Origin of the sequence: Blautia glucerasea (genome assembly GCF_020537505.1) — a bacterium.
Classification (GTDB): domain Bacteria; phylum Bacillota; class Clostridia; order Lachnospirales; family Lachnospiraceae; genus Blautia_A.
On sequence record NZ_JAJBMO010000056.1, the window covers coordinates 1 to 2,752 of the forward strand.

The window sequence follows — 2,752 nt, forward strand, 5'->3', positions numbered from 1 at the left end:
AGAACGAAAAAATGTTGGGATTTATACTTGGCACAATGACCGGAGGAGTAATGGGCGTTTTTGCAATGTGTCTTTTCATAGCTGGAAAACGTGAGGATGAGGCACTGGAGCGGTGCCGGATGAAACCAAAGGAGATCATTGACCACGGCGTGTGCATCTGTTTTGTAAACAGCCAGGGAGAGGAACTGTTCCGTCTGGCAGACGGGGAAAGCCTTGTGCAGAATGCCCCAAATGGAGAGCGGAACGTATCCACCTGCCACTATCTGGATGCCGATTCTGCTATGATTGATGGGAAAAAATGGAACCTCCTGGAATTCGCAAAAGAGATGGAAAAGAGAGGGATCATGTTCGCCCCGATGGAGCTGTGCCAGGTATCGGAAAGGGGGTGAGGCCCATATGAAGAAAAAGATCATTGCTGCAGCGGTAGCCATCGGCGTCCTGGCAGGTTTCCTGATCTGGAAAAATCGTGAAATGTAATGACGCAACCAATAACCCGTTGGAAAGCAGGTGAAGAGATGAGAAAAAGGAACCATGTGATACCAGTCCGCCTCAATGCAAAAGAGCTGCGTTTTCTGGAAGAGCAGGTAGAAAAAAGCGGCCTGTCCCGTGAGGAATACATCCGTTCCATTGTCATGGGTGGCGAAGTCCGGGCAAGACCCTGTGAGCATCATACGGAGCTTTTGCGGAAAATATCCGGTCTGTGCAACAACGCCAATCAGCTTGCCCATGTAGCCAACGGCTGTGGGATGGCCGGGGAAGAGAGTATCCGGGAAATGCTCCGCATGACGAAAGAGACATGGAGGCTGGTCAAAGAGGAATGGTAGCCGATGGCATACACCAGTATCATCCCGGTCAGCCGTCTGGACAATTCCATCACGTACATCCGAAACAAGGATAAGACCACCAAGAAAGGGCAGAGTGCCGGCTCTCTGGAAGAAGCCATCGATTACGCCATGAATCGGGACAAGACGGAGCGTTCCGTTTTTGAGGATGCCATCGGCTGCGTCTGTGAGACTGCCTATCAAGATATGGTAGCTACGAAGAAACGATACCACAAGATGGACGGAGTACAGGGGTACCATCTGGTGCAGAGCTTTGTCAAAGGGGAAGTCACCCCGGAGCTTGCTCACCAGATCGACATGGAAATGGCAGAAAGGCTCCTTCAGGGAAAATACGAAGCAGTCATCACCACCCATCTGAATACGGAGCATTACCACAACCACATCGTGTTTAATTCCGTGAGCATGGAAGATGGGAAAAAGTACCACAGCAACAGCAGGAGTTACTATGAGGATGTGCGGAAAGCTTCGGATGCCTTATGCCTGAAATACGGCTTATCTGTCATCGAACCGAAAAACGGCAAAGGGAAATCCTATGCACAGTGGATGGCAGAACAGGACGGAAAGCCGACCTGGAGAACCTCGATCCGTCTGGACATCCGGGATGCTGTGGCAGAGAGCTTCACATGGAAACAGTTTCTGGAACAGATGAAGCAGAGGGGATACCAGTGGAAGCTGAACCGGAAGTACATTGCATTAAAAGCACCGGGGATGGAACGGTATATCCGTCTGCGGAGCCTTGGGAAGCATTACTCGGAAGAGAGCATCCGGCAGTGGATCTTGCAGCCCAAGAGCAGGATACCTGCTGGAAAAGAAGGAGATTCCAGATTCCCGAAAAAGAAGTTAAAAGGGATACAGGCCCTGTACTATTCCTATCTGTACCAGATGGGTGCACTAAAGCAGAAGCCGAAAAGGATCTCCCCGGTGCTCCGGGCAGACATCCGAAAACTGGATGCCAGGATCGAGCAGATGGAATTTCTACAGAAGCATCAGATTACTAGCCGTGAAGAGCTACTCGCCTACCGCACATCGTTGGAAGAGAGGGTACAGGCACTCACGAAAGAGCGGAAGCGGCTCTACCGGAGCGAACCGGACAGTGTCAGGATCGGTCAGATCACCGAAGAACTGAAGCCGCTTCGAAAGGATATCCGCATTTGTATCCGGATCGAACAGCAGTCCCAGGAGATGGAAGAAAAGATGCGTCTGGCAGAGCAGATCCAGAGACAGGAAGAAGAACAGACGGAGAAAAACAGAAAACCGAGAACAGAAAGCAGGTGAACAACATGAATTATGGAGGCGATGCGGCGGACCAGATCGTCCGGTATTCCCTAGACGGCGTGGACCACGGGCTCAGGCTTTCGGGTACGCTGGCAAAGCATCTGGCGGTATTTGTTGCCGCCGTATTAAAAGACCAGAAGAAAACGAGGGGCAAGACCAGAATGGTGCGGATGTTAAAGGAGAACAAGCCATTGAAGTTCTTCACTGTGCCATCTGACCGCCTGCGTGAATTCTGCAGTGAGGGCAGGAAACGAGGACTGCTCTATGTGATCATCCGGGATAAAAAGAACCCGGAGATGAGCGAGGTCATGGTCTTTGCCGATGATGCAGCCAAAGTCAACCGTGTCATGGATAAGATGAACCTTGATTTTGTAAGGAGCGAAGTCGGGGAAGCTGTCCATGAGGTAACCGCCGGAATGGAAGCACCGGAAACCGAAGCAGTACAGGAAACTGTGCAGATGCCGGAGGGCGAGGTGCAGTTTGAAATCAGCGATCTGGACGAAGCATTCCAGGTCGGTGACATGGACTTTTCTGAAGAGGAAAAGAACCAGAATCATCCCGAAAAGGAGTTTTCCGAACCGGAAAATTTTATCCCGGTGCAGGAAGAGGGGGAAGAGAATCTGTCCGGCTCTTCC

General features: G+C 51.2%; 4 protein-coding genes. All 4 read left to right on the forward strand.

Annotation, left to right across the window (positions count from 1 at the left end):
* Positions 1–389: DUF3789 domain-containing protein (locus LIQ05_RS19060; RefSeq protein WP_226822895.1), on the forward strand; the 389-nt coding region annotated here is incomplete at its 5' end.
* Positions 390–515: 126 nt separating this feature from the next.
* A complete protein-coding gene (locus tag LIQ05_RS19065; protein ID WP_019162193.1) occupies positions 516–824 on the forward strand; it encodes a plasmid mobilization protein in 309 nt (102 codons plus the stop codon).
* A gap of 3 nt (positions 825–827) precedes the next feature.
* On the forward strand, positions 828–2,117 hold the full coding sequence (locus tag LIQ05_RS19070) for a relaxase/mobilization nuclease domain-containing protein (protein WP_226822896.1): 1,290 nt from the start codon (positions 828–830) through the stop codon (positions 2,115–2,117).
* 5 nt (positions 2,118–2,122) lie between these two features.
* On the forward strand, positions 2,123–2,752 hold a 630-nt coding region (locus LIQ05_RS19075; RefSeq protein WP_226822897.1), incomplete at its 3' end, for a PcfB family protein.